This window comes from Citrobacter sp. U14242, assembly GCF_046555775.1.
GTDB lineage: Bacteria > Pseudomonadota > Gammaproteobacteria > Enterobacterales > Enterobacteriaceae > Citrobacter.
In genome coordinates this window covers 1-22,485 of the sequence record NZ_JBKGLW010000011.1, presented here as the reverse complement: position 1 = coordinate 22,485, position 22,485 = coordinate 1, and the positions used below count along the sequence as shown (strand labels likewise).

Sequence of the window (22,485 nt, the reverse complement as noted above, 5' to 3'; positions counted from 1 at the left end):
GCACAAAAACAAAATACATTGTAAAACAATAACTTATAATGAAGTTTAAAATTGGACTCAACCTGTACTTATGAACGCACTATATAAAGCAGGGGGATGTATGCCTGCGGGACGATAAAAATGGTAGTTGCAAAAGGGCTGTGAGGATTGCAGTGAAAACCCCCACATAGGGAATGAAGACTAAGTTCAAAATATGGCATATTAGGAGGATAAAAAGACGGGAAAAATAATATGAAAAATAAATCTAATTTCAGAATTCGCGAACTAACGGAAAAAAAACAACGTGTGATGACTGAGACTATGAAGGCCGTTGCTATACCAGGCACCAGCGATAATCTGCATTCTAATCTGACATCGCATAGTGCAATAACCGAGGCTATGAAGGCTGTTGCTATGCCCAACATCAGCGAATCATTGCGTTCTGGTCTGACATCGCATAGTGCAATAACCGAGGCTATGAAGGCTGTTGCTATGCCCAACATTAGCGAATCATTGCGTTCTAGTTTGACGTCGCATAGTGCAATGACCGAGGCTATGAAGGCTGTTGCTATGCCCAACATTAGCGAATCATTGCGTTCTAGTCTGACATCGCATAGTGCAATGACCGAGGCTATGAAGGCTGTTGCTATGCCCAGTATCAGCGAATCACTGAGTTCTGCTCTAACATCACATAGTGCGATAACCGAAGCTATGAAGGCTATTGCTATTCCGAGTATAAGTGAATCACTACGCGCTAATATGGCACAGCACAGTGCGATAACTGAGGCCATGAAAGCGGTTGCTATGCCCAATATCAACGAATCCCTTCGTTATGCACTTGAGTTACAACGAAATACGATTGCAGATGCAATGAACTCTGTTGCTATACCAAACATCAGTACCATGCTAAGTTCAGCATTAGAATCACAGAATGTGAATATAACTGATGTGTTAAAAATAAGGAAAAGCACATCATTTTTAGATGGTAACTTATTTAGCACTATCGTCGATTCTGGTCTTGGAAAAATGGCTAAAGCCATTGCTGACACATCAAATTCGTCAAACAACCATAGTTCGTTAAGTTGGAAACTTAACTCTACCATGGAAGAAATGGCTAGAAAAGTAGTAACTTTCTCAAGCTACAATCCATCAAACAAGACGCTTATAGATAATTCTTTCCTAACAGCCGCCTTAGCTTGGAGTAATTCACCTGTTGGCAAGGAAATGGCGAGCATTATTAATATTCAGAATGTGGATGATTCTGTTATTGGTGATGCGTTAGAATTAAGCGAGGTTGTTACCTCCAATTCTTCGAGAATAAGTAATAAAAAAACCATCTTTGAACAATTCCATGCGCTCCCTCCATTTATTCAACAAATAATCACATGGATTCTTTGTGAAGTTTTACTAAGTATCTTAGCTGATGCTGGCAAGGAATATATCTTGATTGCAATTAATAAAACAGAAAGCTATGTGTCCTCTCTTTTAAATGAGCATCCTATCACCCAAAAAGAGATAATATCATCCAACCCAGATATTAACTGGAAAGAACTAAATAAGTTTCGACTAATCACCGCTGACAACGTAAATATGAGAACTAAACCATCGATGAGCGCCGATGTGATTGAGACTTTAAATAAAAATACAGCAATTGCAGTAATTGACTCTACGAATAGACAATGGTTGTATATTCAAGTCATATTTCATGGTGAAAAAACGTTCGGATGGGTGAATAGAAGTTATACCAAGAGGTTAGGTCTATAGCTCTGGAAGGAGTGCAGTCGATAATGTTGACACTCTCAATAATGTAAATCATTACCTATACCACACCCCATCACGTTGATACGCGACCAGATTGCCATACTGCACCAACAAATTTATCGAGATGGAAACAAGGAATCGTGTCATTTTCGAGCGTTTGACCACAGATCTACAATTGTGATAACCCTAAGATAGGTAACGTATTTTAAGGAGTTTTATCTTTAATTGACTACGTAAGGAAAGGGTTATGCACAACCAGCATGATGTGTTCATAGACGCTATACATACCAAAAAGAAACTAAGAATACGATTCTACTCTGAAGACGATGGGCGTTACATTGAAAGAGTATGTGCACCAATGGATCACGCTGCCGGAACTAGAATCAAAGATGGGATCCCACGATATTGGGTTTGGGATTTTGAGAGCGATAAAACTAATCACACCCTCCCTTTAAGGGAAGAACGTATCGAGTATATGATTGATACAGGCGATCATTTTGAACCTAGTTCCTTTGTTTCATGGCGTCCAGCATGGGTAATTGATAGGGATTGGGGCCAGTACAGCTGAGTTCTATTGTCTGCATCAAGGTTATCTTGCAGCCGCTATTTAGCGGCTTTATACCCTAACTCTGTCGATGAACGTTTGAAAGGGATCTTTAGATGGGTGTTGAATTCCGCTTCAGATATAAGAATTCCTTTCTTATATCAATAACCTATTCACTCCTTCCTCAAGCACGGAGTAAACTATCTAACGATCTGTTTCACTTGCAAATCGGCAGCCAATAGCCAGCGCTAAGGGAGTGTTCATGTTCAGTCAGGTTGACATCGATAGTTTCGGTAGTTTTGCGGGCCTCAGTTGGAGAAAGAGCCTTAAGGATGCAGGTAACAACGTCCAGAATTTCAAGAGGCTCAACATCCTCTACGGACGGAACTACTCTGGTAAAACTACACTCTCGCGGATTTTCCGCGCTTTGGAAACGGGGCGCATTCCACATAACTACGTGGATCCAAATTTCACTATTCGTGGTGACAAAGGTGATGTGACACAGGTAGGCCTTGCCGGTCATGGCTATGATGTTCGGGTCTACAATCGGGACTTTGTGAGCGATAACCTAAGCTTTTTGGTCAATCAAACCGACGGAGAGATCAAGACGTTTGCTATCGTTGGTGAAAAGAATAAAGAGATCGAAGATGCCATTATCGCAATCCAAACTAAGCTAGGCAGTGTTGAGTCGAAGGCAGGCCTCCGACATGAACTTGAAGCTAAAAAGAAAGAACGAGATCGAACGAAGGGCAATCATAATACTGCGTCTGATGCTCTGGAAGGCAAACTTCGTTCTCATGCCAACAGTAAGATTAAGCAGAACCGCATCTACGGCCCTGCTGTTTACAATATAGACAGCATCAAAAGAGACATTGACTCAGTCAAAAAACCTAGCTTCATACCGCTGACAACCGAAGAACAAGCATCCAAGGTCAACCTATTGAAGCAAGAAGCCTTACCTGATATCGCTGATACCGTATCGATAAGCCTCAACTTTGAGTCAATAAAAAAGGTGGCTGAAGAACTCCTTTCAAGATCGATCAAGCCAACTACGGCGATTCAGGAACTGTTGAATGAGGCGGCTCTTCAAACGTGGGTGAAGCAAGGCATACCTCTACATAAAGATAAGCGGGACACTTGCGCCTTCTGTCGTCAGAACCTTCCTCATGACATCTGGCAGGTATTAGACTCTCACTTCAGTAAAGAATCCTCTGATCTGGAGTCGTGTATCGATTCATGCCTGACTTCCATCGCCAGCGAAATCCAAGCCATTCCTAACTTCTTGACTTTGACTGGTGATAAGTTCTATGCAGAAGAAAAAATCTTATTTGAAGCCAGCAAGAGAGAACTTGCTGAATACCTGAATAGCTACATGCAGGATATCAAAACTCTGAAGGCTGCATTGGATAAGAGAAAGAACACCATTTTTCAACAGGTTGCCATACCTGTCTACATTCACGATTCGAATGCAATTCAGCGATGCGTAGGCGACATCAATAATCTGATCAGTAGAAACAACAGCCGTACAAGTTCACTGGAAAAAGATAAAAATACTGCTCGCGAATCTCTTCGACTTACCGATGTGGCTTCCTTTATCGGAGACATTACCTACGATACTGAGTTGACCCGTATTGCCAGTCTCAAAACAGATGCTGACACTGCCAACACTGCATTTACCGAGGCAGAAGTCGAAATTATCAAACAAGAAGCCGAAGTGACCCGCCTACAGGGCCAACAGAAGGATGAACGCAAGGGCGCGAAGCGAGTGAATGACCTGCTCAGTCACTTCTTTGGTCACGATGGCATCAAACTTGAAGCCAAAGACAATGTTGAGCAGACTTCGGTTAAGTTTGAAGTCACAAGAGATGGTGAATCAGCCTACAACTTGAGCGAAGGCGAATGCAGTCTGATTGCTTTCTGCTACTTCATAGCCAAGCTGGAAGAGCCAGACAGCAAAGGTAAGGATCTGATCATTTATATAGATGACCCAATTTCCAGCCTAGACGGGAATCACATCTTCTTCATGTTCAGCTTGATTGAAAGCCTGATTGCGAAACCCATCAAGAATGCAGATGGAACTAACAGCTTTCGCTACAAGCAGCTTTTTATATCCACCCACAACCTAGATTTCTTGAAGTATCTAAAGAAAATATCACTTCCGAATGAGAAGAATCACGGCGGATGCCAACATTTCATCGTGGAGAGAAACGGAGGGGCAAGTCAGATTTCCCTGATGCCTTCGTATCTGCGAGACTACATCACAGAATTCAACTACCTATTTCATCAGATCTACAAGTGCCGTAATCAAGGTGGAGCGAATGAATCTCATGAACCATTTTATGGATTTGGTAACAACCTCCGTAAGTTCCTTGAGGCATTTTTATTCTTTAAGTTCCCCCACCAAGATGACAAGAACGATGCCTTTGAACGGATCAAGAAATTCTTTGGCGATGAGGATCCGACTGCGATAGCTCTTGTGAATAGACTTAACAACGAATTTTCACATCTCGAATCGATCCCAGATCGTGGATTCAGACCTGTGGAGATTCCAGAAATTTCCAAGGTGGCTAACTACGTATTGGACAAGATTTATGCAGCCGATCCGCATCAATACAATGCGCTGTTGAAGAGCATAGGCGAACCACCAAGAGCACAATAGGAAAAGAGGCGTTAAGCGGTTTTGTTGCGGTGCGCGAAGCGCTATTCAGATCTGGGAATGCGCCTCTCAAGTAATCTGGAGGAGCACTGACTGATGTATGAACATCAGGATTTTCAAAAATGTGTGGAACTAAAACGGGTACGCTCGCAATTATAGTAAACACTTAGACGATAAAAAATTATGCCAATTTTACTTTCAGACGTTGTAGAAAAAGGCTCTTGGTTTGGAGCAACCTGGACAATTGACAATGAAGATGAACTGGCTAACTTGATAGCTCGGGTTGCAATTGGACAGTCACGGATTGTAGAACGTGTTTTGGGCGAAATTGATACTCTACCTATTGGTTTTCCAAAAGGAGGTTTTAAGGGGGCCAGAGATTTACTTTCTGTTAAGCCAGGAAATGATACATATCATCGTGACGGATGGGTGTTTCAGGTCATCTCATGGATTGCCGCACATTTATCATATAAAAATGCAAAGATCCGCGCACCTCAAATGATAAAAGCAGACAAAGGTTTAGATGGTCTACTCATTGAGCTTAATGATAACAAGCTTGCTCAAGTAGTAATATGTGAAGATAAAGCGACCGAAAATCCTCGTCAAAAGATTCAGTCCGCAGTTTGGCCGGAATTTGAGGATTTTGAAACTGGGGCAAGAGATAATGAACTCATAGCTTCTGTCACATCACTACTTGAGCGGTCGAATTTTCAGGATCCTGATAGCATAGTAGCCAGTATACTTTGGCAAGACAAACGTGCTTATAGGGTTGCAATTACAGTCGGCAAAACACACTCAACCGCAGCAGGGCGAAAACGTTTGTTTGAGCACTATGATGAAAAAGTCCAAGGCGATATTGTTAGGCGGCGTGCCGACACTTTGTACTTAGCAGACGTGAGGAGTTGGATTGCTTCAATTTCGGATAAAGCTATAGTCGCTATTGATGCGGCGGAGGCAGAAAGCAATGTATGATCCAATCACATCTTCACTCATTCAGTCTACTCCAGAACTCCCGGGATTAGAGCGCGATAAACTTCCTGAAAAACTATCTCGATCATTCGCTGAAATCGTCTCAGCAAGGGTCTTACTAAGAGATAGTGCTGAAAAACCTAAAGAAATCCTCAAGATCCTAGACTTCGCTCGGCGGCTTGCTAGAACTAACGAAACCTTGGTTTCAATTGAACCAGAGCGGGAAGATAGAATCGCAGCCAGTTTCGTTGCTGCCACTGCATATCAACTAGTTCATCAGATAAATAACCTACATGAAAATGAGAAAATTAAGGCATTTATTGGCCCAGAAGGCATAAGCTCCGAAATATCAGCAATGTTGCTTTTCCTAATAGCAGACTCAACCGCCGATGCTTCAGAAGTTGCACAATCAATTCAGCTACCAAAAAACGAACCACTTCAGATTGAATTAATTGAGCATTTAATTCTGCTAGCCAAGGGCCAAGTTGGAAATATAGTAAAACGTAAACGCCCATCACAAAAAAAAATGGTACTGGGTAGTGGCTTTGAGCGTGCAAATGCGGCTTTATATTATCGAATTTTACGCGGTGTGCGCGCGCTTGCATTTGCTTTACAAGGGCGCTCTATTTCTGGCTTTACTGATCCTATATCCGTTTTCTCTGAAGTAAAAACTTTAGCTTCGCCAGGAACTGAAGAAAACTTCGCCGATTTTCATCATGAATCACTTGTTGTTTTTCCGGGGCCATATCAACTAGCTAGCCTACTTGTAGCTACAGGTACTGCGCTGCTTGATGGAGCTGTCATAAGTCTTGCCCCCCCAACAGGAGTGGCCGAGGAACCGTGGCGTAATGCCATGAAGTCTGTGGCAGAAACGCGTCCTTACCTTTGGCGTAATCACAAAGATGCAGTGAACCAAGGTTATCTTAATAATGGAATATCTTCAGCGATCGCCTTCCCAACTGGAGCAGGAAAATCAACAACAGCTCAACTAAAAATTCATTCAACCTTACTGTCCGGCCATAAAGCTGTCTTTTTAGCCCCAACTCATGCTCTCGTGGATCAAACTACTCGAGATTTACGTAAGGCATTTCCGCGCTCAAGTGTGCAAGGTGAACGTGCTGATGAATTTCTTTTTTTAGAAGGAAAAGAACATCTACCTGATATCATGGTCATGACACCAGAAGCTTGTTTACTCTTGACCCATATGGAACCTGACCAATTTAGTAATGTGGGTTTATTAATCTTTGATGAATGCCATTTGATGCATCCCAAAACTTATGGGGATCGCCGTGCTATTGATGCAATGCTTTGTATTATTGGTTTTGTTCGAGTTGCTCCGAAAGCTGATATTGTACTCTTATCAGCAATGATGAAAAATTCCGAAGAAATAAGCAAATGGCTCGCTAATTTGACCCAACGAAAAGCACTTTCATTGGATAACGCATGGAAACCTACCCGTCAATTGCGCGGATGCATTGTTTATGATATTGAACGCTTGAGAACTCTTGAGAGCAAACTCAGGAAAGAAAGAATCAAGAAGCCAACAGGTGGCATACCTGCGGAAGTGAGCCGAAAATTAAGTGCGCACCCAGCGGCTTTCTTCAGTGTAAAACAAACTTGGGCATCAAAGGTTCGGCGAGATTATGCTTTGGTGCCATTTTCAAGAGAGGCATTATTGCTAGCAACGAATCCGAGATGGGGATTGACACCAAACTCCGGAGTTGTAGCATCCTCTATAGCGGCATCCGCTGTTAAAGCAGGACTTAGAACATTAATATTCTCCCAATCAATTCCTAATGCAGTATCAATTGCTGAAAAAACAGCAAAAAAACTTGATGTCTGCGACGTTATTTTGACGGAGTCTGAGAAGCGACTTTACAATATAGCCGTCGATGAAATGGGTGGGGCAGAGCAACTCTACATAACTATAAAAAATGAGAAGTTATCCGTTCGAGCAACATGCCATCATGGACAACTATTGCCTGAAGAACGACACCTTGCTGAATCCTTATATAAAAGAGACGGAGCACTATCAATACTAGCTGCAACTCCAACACTTGGACAAGGGATGAATTTACCCGCAGATTTCGTCATAATTGCAGAGGACAGCCAATTCAACACTAACTCTGGTCGCAGGGATATTCTTAAGCCTGAAGAGCTTTTAAATGCTGCAGGCCGTGCAGGTCGTGCAGGAGAAAGCGCAACGGGTATTGTGCTTGTTATTCCGGGAAAGGTCGTAGGAGTTAATGATGCAGAAAATAAAATAGGCAATCGCTGGACTAGTCTACGTGACATCTTTGGTCAGTCCGATCAATGTCTTATCATTGACGATCCACTTACTGCGTTAATGGATCGTATACATTCTCAGACTGATGAAATTGGAGATCTAGAGAGATATGTTGTCGCTCGTTTAGCTGATACGAAACAGGACGATAGCGAACAACAAGAAGTTCGTCATGGACTTGCTCGCAGCTTTGCAGCCTTTCGTAAACAGCAGGCAGGCGAGGAAGAGTGGATCAGGAGCCGAACAACAGCAGCTCTTGAGATTATGAACAATAATGACAAAAATGCTATTGAATCGCAGCCTTTGCGTGACTTGACTTCAATATTAGGTATCCCAGAAGATATTCTACTAGATCTCACCAATGCTCTCATTAAAATAGGATTCAATTCATTTAATAGTGTTATTGAATTGCTGAATTGGATGTTTAATTGGTTACAGAGAAATCCTACCTATATGCTCCGGCTATTGAAGATTGAAAATATTGAGTATCTTTTCGGAACTGATTTCAAAGAACTGAAAGATGATAAGCAACGAGCCAATTATGCTCTCCCGCGGATCCAAGCGGCATTAGTTAAATGGATGAATGGCGCTACTCTTAAGGATATCCAAACTGAGTTATCTTTGAAAAAACGTGACCTGAAGCATAGTACAAGTGCAAGAAAGTTTGTTATTCGCATACTCCCTGATATAGCACATTTATTGAGTGCACCGCTTCAGATTCTCCTCAGGAGCAGTGAAAATAGAGAGGCAGCAACGGCCGAAATTAATCCAGTGCTACTTTACTCAAATCGTTCCATCAGACAAGGTTTTGCAAGCGCCGAGATGACTGTTTATGCTGCTTTAAACAGTTCAGAGCGATGGTCCAGACGGGAGACACATAAAGCATTTTCAAAAATTGTTCCATATCTTAGTAAAGCAAATATCAATGAAAATAAAGCAGATCTGGAAACTCGTATACAAAACGCCACTAGACGTATAACTTAAACTATATGACTCATGACCAGAACGACACGAGTTTTGAAAATCCCCGTGTCCTTGGTTCGATTCCGAGTCCGGGCACCAAATTCATATCAACGGACCTCCACGGAGGTCCGTTTTTGCATTCCAGGCCCACCAAAATCAGTGTCTCGCGAATCTCCCAATTCCACTGAACTCAACCAAATTCTACCCGCATCAAGTCCCTTGCGAGGGTACAAATGAGGGTATAGTCTGGTTCGATAATCGGTGTACCCTCAAATCACCCAGGAAACCAGCTATGGCACTGACTGACGCTAAGATCCGGGCAGCAAAGCCGGACGAAAAATCCTACAAACTCGCCGACGCCAATAACATGTTTTTGCTTGTTCACCCTAACGGCTCAAAGTACTGGCGGCTGCGCTATCGTCATCTCGGCAAAGAGAAAACACTGGCGCTTGGTCAGTATCCCGAAGTCTCACTGTCAGAAGCGCGCGAAAAACGCGATGAGGCCAGAAAACTCATATCTGATGGCATTGACCCGTGCGAGCAACGCAGAGCGAAGAAAGCAGCACCGGAGGCCATAAATACTTTTGAGCTCGTTGCCCGTCAATGGCATAAGAGCAATAAAAAATGGTCCGAAACTCACAGCGAGAAGGTGCTCAAAAGTCTTGAGGGTCACGTATTTCCCTATATAGGTTTACGCGATATCACCACCCTCAGAACTCCCGATTTACTTGTTCCCGTAAAGGCTGCCGAAGCCAAAGAGATATATGAGATTGCAGCCCGCCTTCAGCAGCGTATCACAGCAATTATGCGTTATGCTGCCCAATCAGGCATTATCAGCTATAACCCTGCTGTGGATATGGCTGGTGCTTTAACGACGGTGAAACGCCAGCACCGCCCTGCTCTTACCCTGAGTCGTATTTCAGAACTCCTTGAACATCTTGATGCATACAAAGGCCAGCCCCTTACAAGACTGGCGACCAAACTCACCCTGCTTATCTTCATCCGTTCCAGTGAACTACGCTTTGCCCGGTGGACTGAGATAGACTTCGAGAAAGCCATGTGGACCATTCCTCCGGAACGAAAACCTATTGAAGGGGTTAAGTATTCCCATCGTGGATCCAAAATGCGAACAGAACATCTGGTACCGCTCTCCACTCAGGCACTGGATATTCTGAAAGAGATCCACACCATCAGCGGGGAATATGAATTGATTTTCACTGGCGATCACAATCCGTGGAAACCCATGAGTGAAAATACGGTGAATAACGCGCTGCGTCTTATGGGCTATGATACAAAGGTCGATGTCTGTGGGCACGGCTTCAGGGCAATGGCATGCAGTTCATTGATTGAGTCAGGATTGTGGTCAAAAGATGCTGTGGAGCGACAAATGAGCCATCAGGAGCGTAACGGTGTTCGTGCCGCGTATATCCATAAAGCGGAATTTCTGGATGAGCGCAGGCTGATGCTGCAATGGTGGGCTGATTTTCTGGATGCAAACCGTGAAAATCCGGTCTCACCTTTCGATTACATCAGACAACAACACTTATAATCCATTCTCCCGGCAAGGATGCCGGGAGAATGTTTCCTTCTTTTTTTCCTTTCCCTGTATACCTTTATTCACAGAGGGGTTGATGACTCACTGACACCGGACCCTGTGCTGAAATATGTTACGTATGTCCTGGGGATTATCTATACTACCTGCTTTAAAGCAGGTCACAGCAATTAACGATAAGATAAGACACAAAATAACGAGATATCACTATGAGTTTTTTAACGGATGAAGAAATTAATGCACTGACAATAAAACGAATGATTTTTCATGTCGTTGGTGGAGAACTGGAGATCCCCGTGCTGCTCAGTGAAATATCACCACCTGAACACGTCGATTTTTTTCTGGAACGGATTAAGTCTGCATTAAGCGGTAACATGTTCCGGTTTACGGAGTTGTCCAATACCGAACGTATTCTTCGCCTCATAAGGAACAATGCCGATACTGATACCAGTTGCTTCACTGAACAGTCCACTTTTCTGGCAAACGATTTTCAGTCTCACCACCACACAAAAAATGCCAGTATGGGAGTATTTTTTCTTTTTGAGCTTCACGCCCTCAACGATGAGAAACTGTTTGCTCTCATTAAATATGATAATGAGGATGTGGTACGTTACGTGCTGGATGCGGAGGGGAACGAGTTTCAGGTTCCCAGACTCGAACGTTTCCGCGAAAGCTTCGTCAAGAAAGCAGAAGCCATGCAGAAAATTGCTCTGGTCCGCCTGACGGCAGATGCTCAGGGTGGACAAGTTGTTGTACGGGATCGCAGCAAACGAACCAATATCTCCGTTTATTTTGAGCGTTTTCTACAGGTACAGCGCGTCAACAATACAACCGACCTCAGCGACAAACTGGTTGCCGCACTCAAGGATGTCTTCAAAAAGCACCGCGACCTGTTACCGGACGACATCAGACGTAGCGGTGTTAACAAGATTTATGAAACGCTACATCACGGGGCGCAGGATTTTAACACCGATGAGCCCCTTTCCCTGCTGAACCAGATTTTTGGGCCAATGGAAGAAGATCATCCACTGGTCAAATCCTTTACCCGTAAAATAAAAGACCTGGGAATTTCAGGTGAATCTTTCCGGATCACCCCTGAGAACATCCCTAAGCCACGGAAAAGAAAACTGGAAACTCTGGAAGATGTTATTGTTATCTACGATGAGGATAATGCCCCGGACATCCAAACGATGGAAGACGGGCGAAAACGTATAGTGATAGTGACTGCAGGGCTGGTGACAGATGACATCGATACTGGAAAAAATCGGTAAGGCAATTGACTGCTCACGCCGCGCATCTGATCTGGTGATCACGGAGGATCAGCAGACAACCACCCGGAAACTGTTCATTTCCGGTACCATGGATAATGACACCCTTCAGTTATGGGGGGAAGTGACAGATGCTGATTCCGAAAACCTCCGGATCACCTTTGTTGATGACAGCCGGGATGATATCCACCCTGCGCAGGGTATCCCCGGTCAGAAGCACTTTATCACTATCATCAGCGATGAGATTCCCGGGATTCTGCGACTCTTTACCCCTGAAGGGTGGCGTACATTTTTACTCGGGGATCCTGGGCTTCGTCAGTATCGCCTTATCTACGCCCTGTTCGTCAGCGAGGCATTTGAAACACAACAGTGGAAGGTCGAGCCGTGGGAAAAAATGCACCCGGAGGAGAGTGGCATCGACGTTATTCCCCAGACAACCTCCGTCACAAAAAGTATCATCAGATGCTTTTCGACCGACTTTCTTCCTCCGGATACTATAGCCCCCTGGATCTTAGTGTCCGGAGACAAATTGACAGACGGACCAATGAGGCTCTGGGCATCACTCGCCTGCCGGGAGTTATTGAAATGTTTCGTCAATGAGCTTTTTGCCGCCGAAATAAAAAAGGTCGGACTATCAGGAAAACCGCCGCGAAAAATCCCATTCGGAGAAGAACATGCGGCCCTGCCCGCCTTTTATGTCATTCAGGAAACGGCAAAATGGATTTTTCTTGAAGGAAATGAAACAGAGCTTAAACATACCTTTCTCTCCAGTGAACTGGCCAGAGAATGGCCTGAGGGTGTCACGTTTTGTGAAGGCATTGTGTGTCGACTTCCCCCGGCACTGGAGTCAGCCCGGCTGCTCTACAAGGCCCATATCCGGACAGGGGGAAAAGACACCCTGAAATCACTGGGTGATTTGCGAAAAGGCCTGACAGAGGACACCCAAAAAATTTTGCAGCAGTCGCGGGATCTGTCTTCCGCGTTGTGGAAAGATATGGCTCTGGTCATCAGCACTCTGGTCCTTCGCTACAGTCTGGAGGCCCTGAAGGAAAGTGGCCCGCAAAAAGTGTATGCCCTGGCATTTTGTGCACTGGCCCTGTATATCGCCATCTCATACGGAATGTCGGTCTATATCAACCGTCATGCCCTTTCACTGCTGGAAAAAAACAGAACCATCTGGAGAAGTAAGTTATATGGTTTTCTGGATGAACAGGATTATCAGGAACTGGCAGGTTTTCCCGTAAAGGCCGCAATACGGTCATATCACCGGGTTGAGCGAATAACATCGGCCATTGTGCTCATTCTGGTCACGCTATTACTTACAGCTGCAGCAAGTGAATTCTGGTCACTCAGTATGCTCCTGCAGTCGGGCTACACCTGGGTTATGAGTGCGTTACAGATTCTGACTCCCCCGTGGGCTCTGCGCAGTCCGAACGGTTTTACTGTCTATCCTTCATGACTGGAATAAAACAACCAGGGATCATAGCTGGCTCTGATAATGGACAACACGTATGGTAATCAGTCCTCAGGTTGCTAAACAGAAGTTCATTTTGATCGGGTAATAATATCTTCTTCTCAGTAAACAGGAGAACGATGAAAAAAAATAGATAGTTTAAGCGCTCGTCTTGCTGAGGTAGCAAAGAAAACAAAAAGAACTAAGCATAAAGCCATTAGGGATTTATTAGTAAGTAGAATTGCTTTATGCAAACCATCGTCAACACATATTTTTCGGCAAAGATAAAAGAAGGCTTTTCTTAACTGCATTCATGATTGTTTGACGGAAAAGGGAATTAATAATGGTTACCCTACCTCAGATTTTCTGATTATTGGCTCCCAGTGGTTAATTATAAATAACCAAAGCATTTAGTGGATAATGAAGATGAAGAAATTTTAGATAAAAGCATCAAAGAACGTTTCTATTTATGTCCAGGAAACGAAACTACATTAGGACAGATAATAGTTCTTTAAAATGAAGAACCATCTCCGTTACTAAAGGAAAATCTAAAATATACTGAATTCGTAGGAATGGGTGTTTCGAATAGTAGAAAAGGATTTTTCCCTGCCTGAAAGGTAATTATTGATGGTCCACTAAGTTTTTCAATTATCAATAAAGTTATTATTAGCACAGAATGTAATTTAATACTATCCTAAGCACAAATTTTTGGTGCGATCGACTCTGTTTGAAAAAACACATATGATTTTCCGTATATTAGTTGAATTTTGGTTCATACCGAGTATCCTGTAGGTAAATACTCTGGAGGTTTGATGTCTCTCACTTCTTTACAACTCTTCAAAAACCTCTCCGATGAAACCCGTCTGAGCATCGTGTTGCTGCTCAGGGAGATGGGAGAGCTATGCGTGTGCGATCTTTGCACGGCGTTGAATCAGTCGCAGCCCAAGATCTCCCGTCATCTGGCAATGCTACGTGAAAGTGGATTATTGCAGGATCGCAAACAGGGCAAGTGGGTTCACTACCGCTTATCCCCGCATATTCCTTCCTGGGCCGCTCAGGTGATTGAGCAGGCCTGGTTAAGCCAACAGGACGACGTACAGGCCATCGCCCGTAAGTTGGCATCGGCAAACTGCTCTGGTAGCGGTAAGACTGTTTGCATCTAAAAAATTTGCCTGAACACATATGATTTTTCGAATGTGAGGTATTTGGAATGAAAACGTTAACGGTGTTTGACCCGGCAATGTGCTGCAGTACCGGCGTATGTGGTTCAGATGTCGATCAGGTTCTGGTTGATTTCTCTGCAGATGCGCAGTGGCTGAAAGGACGTGGCGTACAGGTTGAACGTTACAATCTGGCACAGCAGCCTATGAGCTTTGTTCAGAACGAGAAAGCGAAAGCATTCCTGGAAGCATCTGGAGCAGAAGGGCTTCCGCTACTGCTGTTGGATGGCGAAACGGTGATGGCAGGGCGGTACCCAAAACGTGCTGAGATAGCTCGCTGGTTTGGTATACCGCTGGAGAGGGTAGGGTTAGCTCCCACCAGTTGCTGTGGTGGTAATACTTCCTGTTGCTGATATGTCAGGAGGACATATGAAATTCTTACAGAACATCCCGCCTTATCTGTTTTTTACCGGTAAGGGAGGCGTAGGAAAAACCTCCATTTCCTGCGCGACGGCTATCCGCCTTGCCGAACAGGGTAAACGGGTTTTGCTGGTCAGTACCGATCCTGCCTCGAATGTCGGACAGGTATTCGACCAGGCTATCGGTAACACCATTCGCCCTGTGACGGCAGTTCCTGGACTTTCCGCTCTGGAGATTGACCCGCAGGAAGCCGCCCAACAATACCGCTCCAGAATCGTTGATCCTGTCAAAGGTCTTCTGCCTGATGACGTTGTTAACAGTATCAGCGAGCAACTTTCAGGAGCCTGTACCACTGAAATTGCGGCGTTTGATGAGTTCACCGGCTTATTGACAGACGCTTCCCTTCTGACCCGCTTCGATCACATCATTTTTGATACAGCGCCGACGGGCCACACGATTCGCCTTCTCCAGCTTCCCGGTGCCTGGAGTAGCTTCATTGAAAATAATCCAGATGGTGCTTCCTGTCTTGGCCCAATGGTCGGGCTGGAAAAGCAGCATGAGCAGTATGCTAATGCAGTAGAGGCGTTATCCGATCCTGAACGTACCCGCCTGGTTCTGGTTGCAAGACTGCAAAAATCTACGCTGCAGGAAGTCGCCCGCACCCATGAAGAACTGGCTGCAATTGGCCTGAAAAACCAGTACCTGGTTATTAATGGTGTGCTACCTAAAACCGAAGCTGAACATGACGCCCTGGCCGCTGCGATATGGCAACGTGAGCAGGAGGCACTGGCAAATCTTCCTGCCGGTTTATCTGAGCTACTGACAGATACCCTATCACTACAGCCAGTCAATATGGTTGGTGTTTCAGCCTTGAAGGGACTGCTGGATACCCGTTCTGAGGCATTACCGCTCCCGGTAACGAACATCCAGTACACACCTGAAAACTTATCGCTCTCTGGCCTGGTCAATGATATCGCTCGCAGTGAACACGGCCTGATTATGCTGATGGGCAAAGGTGGCGTAGGGAAAACCACGATGGCTGCTGCCATCGCCGTAAGGCTGGCGGACATGGGATTTGACGTGCATCTCACGACCTCTGATCCTGCTGCACACCTGAGTACAACGCTGAACGGCAGCCTCAAAAACCTGCAGGTCAGCCGCATCAACCCTCACGATGAAACCGAACGCTATCGCCAGCATGTTCTTGAGACGAAGGGAAGAGATCTGGACGAAGCAGGGAAACGGCTACTGGAGGAGGATTTACGCTCTCCCTGTACTGAAGAAATTGCCGTGTTTCAGGCTTTTTCCAGGGTGATTCGTGAAGCGGGTAAACGGTTTGTTGTCATGGATACCGCCCCTACGGGACACACGCTATTGCTGCTGGATGCGACCGGGGCTTACCACCGGGAGATTGCCAAAAAAATGGGGAGTAAAGGTCATTTTACTACCCCAATGATGCAGCTTCAGGATCCGGATAGAACCAAAGTTCTGCTTGTTACGCTTCCTGAAACCACACCAGTGCAGGAAGCGGCAAACCTGCAGGCTGACCTTGAAAGAGCGGGGATTCATCCGTGGGGCTGGATTATCAATGACAGCTTTTCCATTGCGGATACGCGTTCTTCGTTGCTTTGCCAGCGTGCTCATCAGGAACTGCCTCAGATTGAGGCTGTTAAGAATCAACACGCTGACCGTATAGCGCTTGTTCCGGTGCTGGCGTCAGAGCCCACCGGTATTGAAAAGCTCAGAGAGTTGATGAGTTAATTTTTTGGCATATACAGGGCGACAAAGTCGCCCTGTCAGGAGGTTTTATGTTACTGGCAGGCGCTATTTTTGTCCTGACCATTGTTTTGGTTATCTGGCAACCAAAGGGATTAGGGATTGGCTGGAGTGCAATGCTGGGCGCGGGACTGGCTCTGATATCTGGTGTTGTGCATGTGGGCGATATTCCGGTGGTGTGGAATATCGTCTGGAACGCGACGGCAACATTTATTGCCGTGATTATTATCAGCCTGCTGCTTGATGAATCAGGCTTTTTCGAATGGGCGGCATTGCATGTTTCGCGCTGGGGTAAAGGTCGTGGCCGTTTGCTCTTTACGTATATCGTTCTGCTCGGTGCAGCGGTGGCGGCCCTGTTTGCCAACGATGGTGCGGCATTGATTCTTACTCCAATTGTCATCGCCATGCTGCTTGCATTAGGTTTCAGTAAAGGTACTACTCTGGCATTTGTCATGGCTGCCGGGTTTATTGCCGATACAGCCAGCCTGCCGCTTATCGTGTCGAACCTGGTGAATATCGTCTCGGCGGACTTCTTTGGTCTGGGATTCACCGAATATGTATCGGTAATGGTGCCGGTGGATATTGCAGCCATTGCTGCCACTCTTGTTATGCTGCATCTTTTCTTCCGCAAAGATATTCCGCCGACTTACGACCTGGCTCTCCTGAAAGCACCCGCAAAGGCGATTAAAGATCTGGCAACCTTCAGAACCGGCTGGATAGTTTTAATTCTTCTGCTGGTTGGCTTTTTCGTCTTGGAGCCGTTGGGTATCCCGATCAGCGCGATTGCGGCGGCAGGGGCCATCATTCTGTTTGCGGTGGCAAAACGCGGCCATGCCATTAACACCGGTAAAGTGCTGCGTGGGGCACCCTGGCAGATCGTCATCTTCTCATTGGGGATGTACCTGGTGGTCTACGGTCTGCGCAACGCAGGGCTAACCGAATACCTTTCAGGTGTGCTGAACGTACTGGCGGATAAAGGACTCTGGACTGCGACGCTGGGTACTGGCTTCCTGACGGCTTTCCTGTCTTCCATCATGAACAACATGCCTACCGTGCTGGTTGGCGCTCTTTCTATCGATGGAAGCACTGCAACTGGCGTTATTAAAGAGGCGATGATCTACGCCAACGTGATTGGCTGCGATCTGGGCCCGAAAATTACACCTATTGGTAGCCTGGCAACGCTGCTCTGGCTACATGTACTTTCACAGAAGAACATGACCATCACCTGGGGATATTATTTCCGCACCGGGATCATCATGACTCTGCCTGTGCTGTTTGTAACGCTGACCGCGCTGGCGCTACGTCTCTCTTTCACTTTGTAATGAGATACAGATATGAGCAACATCACTATTTATCACAATCCGGCCTGCGGCACGTCGCGTAATACGCTGGAGATGATCCGCAACAGCGGTAATGAACCGACCGTTATTCATTACCTTGAAAATCCACCGTCACGCGATGAGCTGGTCAAACTCATTGCAGATATGGGCATTTCCGTTCGGGCTTTGCTACGTAAGAACGTCGACCCGTATGAGGAACTGGGTCTTGCAGAAGATAAATTTACTGACGACCAGCTAATCGACTTTATGCTGAAACATCCGATTCTGATTAACCGTCCGATAGTAGTGACGCCACTGGGAACTAAACTTTGCCGTCCTTCGGAGGTGGTTCTGGATATCCTTCCAGATGCCCAGAAAACGGCTTTCACCAAAGAAGATGGTGAAAAAGTCGTTAATGATGCAGTTAAAAGACTGAAATAAAGATGAAGGGGGCATTTGCCCCCTTCATCTTTATTTCGTCATTTCTTCCAGCAAATACCAACCGGCTCTTCGCTCTGTAGCGCTGTTAATGCAATACGCTTTGCATACTGCTCTTCCACATCAGAGATGAGAGGCTGCTCGCGGTTCGCCCTGGTCTTCAGGAATAGTGAAGACGGTTCAGCTGCCGCCAGGCTGTTATTAACAACACATGCCCACGGCTCGATGTGCAGTGCCCAACTAAAACTGACCACTGCATTAGATTTTTTCCAGTATCTATTTTCTGATTCGTTTTGTGGCAACTCACTGTTATATTCGTGCTGTCTGAGTATGCCATAATATCCAACGATATAGTCCGTTATTGCGTGGGCTGCATAGCTGAAGCTTACGTAATCCGTTACTGGCACCCAGTCATTCTTCAGACTTCGGAAGAAGCGTTCCTTTGGACTATTGACGCTCATATGTCAAGAGCGGGCTATTGGGCATAGGCTGGGTCCGATAAAATCAATAAGTAGAGTTCTCGGACGATGTAGCGTTTGAGGCATCTCAGGATCTCTTTAGTCGATAGTCCTTCACCAGTTCATCTGTCAACATAGATTCTGGTGCGCGGATCACTACGCATACGCACAAGGGCTATTATCCACAGAGCATTTTTTGCTTCACGTGAGCCTCCACGGTTTAATCTATGCCTGACTGTTTTTCCTGGTGATGCTGGTAGTGAATTTACGCCAATGAGCGATGCCGGGACCGCTTCATTTTTTAAACGTTCGGGGTGAGCATCTGCAATGGCCAGCAGTATGGCTGTCGCCTGTGGACCTACACCAAACTGACTACGAAGATTACTGGTATATTTACGGGTCAGTTTATCCAATGATTCATCCAGTTCATTCATCTCTTCAGTCAGGGCCATTCATCGTTTCGCAAGGCTTCAAAGCGTGCTGTAGAAAGCTATACGCAATGGAGAGTACTTTGAAACTTCTCAGCTAATGCAGGAGGCTACGCATTCGTGCAGTTTCGATATACAGAGGTTGTCACGAACATCCTACGGGGCACTGACCAGCAGCGCACGAAGCTGATTAATCGCCTGAGTGTGGGCTTTTACTGTACTACGTCGGGCAATACTAATAATCCTGAGAGATTCACTCGCACCGCACTGCATTTTCTGCATCCAGTGGATCTGACTTCCCTTCAAGCCTGTGTTTTGAGCGTTCTGGCCTGTTAACTTCGACAACATAAATCTCATTTTTAATAAAATAGTGTGTTAATGCAGTAGCATACGTTCCGGTTCCTTCGATGTGTGAGAGAGGCATCGGGAGCTTCGAATGAACACGGTAATTCCCCCGTACAAGTTGTATCACCTTTATAAGTGCGCTGAATGTACTTCCTGTGAAAAAGGCTCTGGCTGGCAGGGGTTATACCACCGGATGCAGCATCACTGCATGACGGTCGCACTGGACCAGACACTCACCACAGCCGTTACAGCGAACAGCATGCCCGGGATTTACTGGAAGCTAAAAGCGAGATCCTGAAGCTCAGGGCACAGCTGAAGCGCACTGAGGAAGAACGGGATATTCTGAAAAAGGCCGCGCGGTACTTTGCAAGGGAGCCCGACTGAAGTACCGCTTTATCAATGAGCACCGCACTGTATGGGATGTCATGACGATGTGTCGGGTGTTGTGCGTTGCCCGGGCCGGGTTTTATGCGTGGCTGCATAATCCGGTCTCTGCGCGGGATAAAGATAACCAGCGTCTGCTGACGCTCATCCGCGATTCATATTCCCTGAGCGGTGGCGTCTATGGCTATCGTCGGGTTCATGGCGATCTGAATGAGATCGGTGAAACCTGCGGCAAAAACCGGGTGGGCCGTATTATGCAACTGAACCGGATTAAAGCCGTGCGCGGCTATAAAGCTCCGCGTCGTATCGCTGGCCGACCTTCAGTGGTTGCGCCTAATCGTGTGCAGCGGCAGTTTACCGCTGTCCGGGCCAATCAGGTCTGGGTCACCGATATTACTTATATCCGCGCCTGGCAGGGCTGGCTGTATCTGGCGGTGGTTATCGATCTCTTCGCCCGTAACGTGGTTGGCTGGTCGATGAAGCCCACTCTCTCTCGCGAACTCGCGCTGGACGCTCTGATGATGGCCGTGTGGCGTCGAAAACCGGACGGCGAGGTTATCGTACATAGCGATAGTAATAATGCCGATGTCAGTCTTTACCACCACTTAGTTTGCCGTTTAACCAGATTGGTGTGATTACTGATGCAGTGAAGACCTTCCCGCATCCTGACTCACACAGCGATCGACCTTTTGTGTCCTGCCCTGGACCCGTCGGTTGCCGGAAGCGCCTTCATGCGAGGCATCTCCTCACCGATGCGCGTGACTCAAGAAGGGCCTGACGGCTTGTCTCGTTACTGTCCTGTCCGGGTTATCTGTCTGGAGATTCAACTCTGTTTCCTCACAGGAGCTCTGTCATGGTTGATAAAGTTACCGAAGCTGCCGTTGTGGGTGGCGTGGATACACATAAAGATTTGCACGTTGCCGCTGTCGTAGATCAGAACAATAAAGTCCTTGGGACTCAGTATTTCTCCACAACACGACAAGGTTACCGGCAGATGCTGGCATGGATGACCTCGTTTGGGACATTAAAGCGAATTGGTGTTGAGTGCACAGGTACCTATGGTTCCGGTTTGCTTCGTTATTTTCAGAACGCCGGGTTAGAAGTTCTTGAGGTGACTGCTCCAGACCGGATGGAGCGACGCAAACGGGGTAAAAGTGACACAATTGATGCTGAATGTGCCGCTCATGCAGCATTCTCAGGCATCAGGACAGTTACTCCCAAAACGCGTGATGGCATGATTGAGTCCCTGCGGGTATTAAAAACTTGCCGAAAAACAGCAATATCAGCCCGCAGAGTCGCTCTCCAGATTATCCATTCAAATATTATCTCTGCCCCGGATGAATTACGTGAACAGCTCAGAAATATGACGCGCATGCAGCTCATCAGGACCCTGGGTTCCTGGAGACCTGATGCCAGTGAATACCGCAATGTAACCAACGTTTATCGCATTTCATTAAAGTCCCTTGCCCGACGCTATCTCGAGTTACATGACGAAATCGCTGATCTGGATGTCATGATTGCGGCAATTGTCGACGAGTTGGCACCTGAGCTGATTAAACGTAATGCTATCGGATACGAAAGCGCTTCACAGTTGCTGATCACTGCCGGAGACAATCCTCAACGGTTAAGATCAGAATCAGGATTTGCGGCACTGTGTGGTGTCATCCCGGTCCCCGTTTCTTCTGGAAAAACGAACCGTTACCGACTTAATCGTGGTGGAGATCGTGCTGCAAATAGTGCACTTCACATCATCGCCATCGGACGCTTACGAACTGACGCAAAAACAAAGGAATATGTCGCCAGGCGTGTAGCCGAAGGACATACAAAAATGGAAGCGATACGCTGTCTAAAGCGATATATCTCCCGCGAAGTTTACACGTTACTGCGCAATCAAAACAGGCGGATCAACAGTATCCCGATAACAGCTTGACTCTTAGAAGGGCGTCCAGGGTAGCCACTATACAAGCAGGCAGTTCCGGCAGTTACTGTGGCGTTGCCAGATCAGGCAGAGTATGAGCCGACGTGGAAACTGTTGGGACAACAGCCCGATGGAACGCTTCTTCCGTAGTCTGAAAAACGAGTGGGTGCCAGTGACAGGTTATATAAACTTTAGCGATGCTGCTCATGCGATCACAGACTATATCGTCGGGTATTACAGCTCGCTAAGGCCGCATGACTATAACGGTGGGTTGCCCCCAAACGAATCGGAAAACCGATACTGGAAAAACTCTAAAGCCGTGGCCAGTTTTAGTTGACCATATATGGACGCCCCGGGTGATGCAAGTACTGGTTCGATACGGTTTGCGACCATATATCCGGCGTCGTTAG

The 22,485-nt window shown here is 46.1% G+C and carries 16 protein-coding genes and 3 pseudogenes; 17 read left to right on the top strand and 2 right to left on the bottom strand.

Going from position 1 to position 22,485, the window contains the following annotated elements; genetic code table 11:
* Positions 1-231: 231 nt before the first annotated feature.
* The 13 genes from ACLJXE_RS18175 (at position 232) to arsC (ending at position 18,545) form a co-directional block, all read left to right on the top strand.
* The gene (locus ACLJXE_RS18175) at positions 232-1,743 is read left to right on the top strand and encodes an SH3 domain-containing protein (protein WP_410751610.1); all 1,512 of its coding nucleotides are present in this window, start codon (positions 232-234) and stop codon (positions 1,741-1,743) included.
* A gap of 244 nt (positions 1,744-1,987) precedes the next feature.
* Entirely contained in the window at positions 1,988-2,308 is a 321-nt protein-coding gene (locus ACLJXE_RS18170; RefSeq protein WP_019211386.1) for a hypothetical protein, read from the top strand.
* Between the two features lie 238 nt (positions 2,309-2,546).
* The gene (locus ACLJXE_RS18165) at positions 2,547-4,943 is read left to right on the top strand and encodes an AAA family ATPase (protein ID WP_410751609.1); all 2,397 of its coding nucleotides are present in this window, start codon (positions 2,547-2,549) and stop codon (positions 4,941-4,943) included.
* Positions 4,944-5,123: 180 nt separating this feature from the next.
* The gene (locus tag ACLJXE_RS18160) at positions 5,124-5,912 is read left to right on the top strand and encodes a hypothetical protein (protein WP_410751608.1); all 789 of its coding nucleotides are present in this window, start codon (positions 5,124-5,126) and stop codon (positions 5,910-5,912) included.
* Positions 5,905-9,177 carry a DEAD/DEAH box helicase gene (locus tag ACLJXE_RS18155; RefSeq protein WP_410751607.1) on the top strand — a complete coding sequence of 1,091 codons (3,273 nt, stop codon included), beginning with the start codon at positions 5,905-5,907 and terminating at the stop codon, positions 9,175-9,177. The genes ACLJXE_RS18160 and ACLJXE_RS18155 overlap by 8 nt, the downstream gene beginning before the upstream one ends.
* A 271-nt stretch (positions 9,178-9,448) precedes the next feature.
* Complete coding sequence (locus ACLJXE_RS18150; protein WP_131380048.1) at positions 9,449-10,705, top strand: tyrosine-type recombinase/integrase; 1,257 nt, start codon at positions 9,449-9,451, stop codon at positions 10,703-10,705.
* A gap of 212 nt (positions 10,706-10,917) precedes the next feature.
* On the top strand, positions 10,918-11,979 hold the full coding sequence (locus ACLJXE_RS18145; protein WP_047660531.1) for a nucleoid-associated protein: 1,062 nt from the start codon (positions 10,918-10,920) through the stop codon (positions 11,977-11,979).
* A complete protein-coding gene (locus ACLJXE_RS18140) occupies positions 11,951-13,435 on the top strand; it encodes a hypothetical protein (protein ID WP_075847420.1) in 1,485 nt (494 codons plus the stop codon). Before ACLJXE_RS18145 ends, ACLJXE_RS18140 begins: the two co-directional genes overlap by 29 nt.
* Before the next feature lie 806 nt (positions 13,436-14,241).
* On the top strand, positions 14,242-14,592 hold the full coding sequence (gene arsR, locus ACLJXE_RS18135) for an As(III)-sensing metalloregulatory transcriptional repressor ArsR (protein ID WP_075847418.1): 351 nt from the start codon (positions 14,242-14,244) through the stop codon (positions 14,590-14,592).
* Positions 14,593-14,639: 47 nt separating this feature from the next.
* Positions 14,640-15,002 carry an arsenite efflux transporter metallochaperone ArsD gene (gene arsD, locus ACLJXE_RS18130; RefSeq protein WP_075847416.1) on the top strand — a complete coding sequence of 121 codons (363 nt, stop codon included), beginning with the start codon at positions 14,640-14,642 and terminating at the stop codon, positions 15,000-15,002.
* Positions 15,003-15,018: 16 nt separating this feature from the next.
* Positions 15,019-16,770, top strand: a complete 1,752-nt coding sequence (arsA, locus tag ACLJXE_RS18125) for an arsenite efflux transporter ATPase subunit ArsA (RefSeq protein WP_075847414.1) — start codon at positions 15,019-15,021, stop codon at positions 16,768-16,770.
* Positions 16,771-16,817: 47 nt separating this feature from the next.
* On the top strand, positions 16,818-18,107 hold the full coding sequence (gene arsB, locus ACLJXE_RS18120) for an arsenite efflux transporter membrane subunit ArsB (protein WP_075847412.1): 1,290 nt from the start codon (positions 16,818-16,820) through the stop codon (positions 18,105-18,107).
* Between the two features lie 12 nt (positions 18,108-18,119).
* Positions 18,120-18,545, top strand: a complete 426-nt coding sequence (gene arsC / locus ACLJXE_RS18115; RefSeq protein WP_047660537.1) for a glutaredoxin-dependent arsenate reductase — start codon at positions 18,120-18,122, stop codon at positions 18,543-18,545.
* Positions 18,546-18,784: 239 nt separating this feature from the next.
* On the opposite strand, the pseudogene ACLJXE_RS18110 reads toward arsC, so the two are convergent.
* Together ACLJXE_RS18110 and ACLJXE_RS18105 are read right to left on the bottom strand one after the other, a co-directional pair.
* Positions 18,785-18,994 (bottom strand): annotated as a pseudogene (locus ACLJXE_RS18110) (IS3 family transposase); the annotation flags it as partial.
* Between the two features lie 128 nt (positions 18,995-19,122).
* The gene (locus ACLJXE_RS18105; protein WP_225624031.1) at positions 19,123-19,452 is read right to left on the bottom strand and encodes a transposase; all 330 of its coding nucleotides are present in this window, start codon (positions 19,450-19,452) and stop codon (positions 19,123-19,125) included.
* Between the two features lie 412 nt (positions 19,453-19,864).
* Here ACLJXE_RS18105 and ACLJXE_RS18100 point away from each other — a divergent pair, with 412 nt between their 5' ends.
* From ACLJXE_RS18100 to ACLJXE_RS18085, 4 genes and pseudogenes are all read left to right on the top strand, one after another.
* Entirely contained in the window at positions 19,865-20,071 is a 207-nt protein-coding gene (locus ACLJXE_RS18100; protein WP_200924036.1) for a hypothetical protein, read from the top strand.
* Positions 20,023-20,786: pseudogene (locus tag ACLJXE_RS18095) on the top strand (IS3 family transposase); the annotation flags it as partial. The gene ACLJXE_RS18100 and the pseudogene ACLJXE_RS18095, both read left to right, overlap by 49 nt.
* 224 nt (positions 20,787-21,010) lie before the next feature.
* Positions 21,011-22,087, top strand: coding sequence for an IS110 family transposase (locus tag ACLJXE_RS18090; protein WP_096755725.1), 1,077 nt, complete (start codon positions 21,011-21,013; stop codon positions 22,085-22,087).
* Between the two features lie 16 nt (positions 22,088-22,103).
* Positions 22,104-22,412, top strand: a pseudogene (locus ACLJXE_RS18085) (integrase core domain-containing protein); the annotation flags it as partial.
* Between the last annotated feature and the right edge of the window lie 73 nt (positions 22,413-22,485).

Coding starts and splice junctions, on each gene's coding strand:
- ACLJXE_RS18175 (WP_410751610.1), top strand. CDS start 232: ATGAAAAATAAATCTAATTTCAGAATTCGCGAACTAACGGAAAAAAAA.
- ACLJXE_RS18170 (WP_019211386.1), top strand. CDS start 1,988: ATGCACAACCAGCATGATGTGTTCATAGACGCTATACATACCAAAAAG.
- ACLJXE_RS18165 (WP_410751609.1), top strand. CDS start 2,547: ATGTTCAGTCAGGTTGACATCGATAGTTTCGGTAGTTTTGCGGGCCTC.
- ACLJXE_RS18160 (WP_410751608.1), top strand. CDS start 5,124: ATGCCAATTTTACTTTCAGACGTTGTAGAAAAAGGCTCTTGGTTTGGA.
- ACLJXE_RS18155 (WP_410751607.1), top strand. CDS start 5,905: ATGTATGATCCAATCACATCTTCACTCATTCAGTCTACTCCAGAACTC.
- ACLJXE_RS18150 (WP_131380048.1), top strand. CDS start 9,449: ATGGCACTGACTGACGCTAAGATCCGGGCAGCAAAGCCGGACGAAAAA.
- ACLJXE_RS18145 (WP_047660531.1), top strand. CDS start 10,918: ATGAGTTTTTTAACGGATGAAGAAATTAATGCACTGACAATAAAACGA.
- ACLJXE_RS18140 (WP_075847420.1), top strand. CDS start 11,951: ATGACATCGATACTGGAAAAAATCGGTAAGGCAATTGACTGCTCACGC.
- arsR (WP_075847418.1), top strand. CDS start 14,242: ATGTCTCTCACTTCTTTACAACTCTTCAAAAACCTCTCCGATGAAACC.
- arsD (WP_075847416.1), top strand. CDS start 14,640: ATGAAAACGTTAACGGTGTTTGACCCGGCAATGTGCTGCAGTACCGGC.
- arsA (WP_075847414.1), top strand. CDS start 15,019: ATGAAATTCTTACAGAACATCCCGCCTTATCTGTTTTTTACCGGTAAG.
- arsB (WP_075847412.1), top strand. CDS start 16,818: ATGTTACTGGCAGGCGCTATTTTTGTCCTGACCATTGTTTTGGTTATC.
- arsC (WP_047660537.1), top strand. CDS start 18,120: ATGAGCAACATCACTATTTATCACAATCCGGCCTGCGGCACGTCGCGT.
- ACLJXE_RS18105 (WP_225624031.1), bottom strand. CDS start 19,452: ATGGCCCTGACTGAAGAGATGAATGAACTGGATGAATCATTGGATAAA.
- ACLJXE_RS18100 (WP_200924036.1), top strand. CDS start 19,865: ATGAACACGGTAATTCCCCCGTACAAGTTGTATCACCTTTATAAGTGC.
- ACLJXE_RS18090 (WP_096755725.1), top strand. CDS start 21,011: ATGGTTGATAAAGTTACCGAAGCTGCCGTTGTGGGTGGCGTGGATACA.